Annotated in this window: 1 protein-coding gene; it reads right to left on the bottom strand. The window is 45.3% G+C overall.

Annotation, left to right across the window (positions count from 1 at the left end; genetic code table 11):
- Positions 1–716, bottom strand: a 716-nt coding sequence (locus tag B4K20_RS00225; protein WP_289281431.1) for a GspE/PulE family protein, incomplete at both ends; no start/stop codon positions are given.

The raw sequence follows: 716 nt of genomic DNA on the forward strand, positions 1-716 counted from the left end.
GGATCTTCAGCGGTGAGAATATTAATTTCCTCACGTTGAAGTTGGGACAGGGCGGCATACAAAGTGGTGGACTTACCGCTACCGGTTGGACCGGTAATTAAAATAATGCCGTGTGGTTGTTGGATAATCTCACTGAATTGTTCCAAGGCACTGTCAGACATACCAAGCTGTTGCAAGGTAAATAATTGATTATCGGTACCAAGTAATCGAATCGTGACGCGTTCGCCAAACTTAGTCGGGGCAGTAGCGATACGGAGATCAAAGTCACTGCCCATAGGTGTTCGGTGATTAGCGCCGCCATCTTGTGGCATTCTATTTTCAGCGATATCGAGGTTGGACATGACCTTGATACGGCTAATCAGGGACACACCTTCTTCAGGTAAATAGCGGCGGCCATATTCTTGTAAACTGCCATCAATACGAAGCCTGACCAAGTAGTAGTTTTCCAGCGCTTCGATATGAATATCTGAGGCACGATTGAGATAGGCTTCATTCAGTAGCTCAGATACTTCTGATACCGCATCAAAACTCAGCAGGTTTTGCGAGTGGGATAACTGCTGCAGTTGATAATCCATGGTGGCTTTATCTGTGACGCACAGCTGATAGTCCGCTTTTACTATCCTGCCTAACTGATTTTTTAAAACCGGATTATCTGGGCTATCGGTGACAACAGAGAGTACTGATTTGTCATCGTTAGTGGGATGAATAGGTAGAAT

The organism is Methylophaga sp. UBA5088, from assembly GCF_002414625.1.
GTDB classification, from domain to species: Bacteria; Pseudomonadota; Gammaproteobacteria; order Nitrosococcales; family Methylophagaceae; genus Methylophaga; species Methylophaga marina.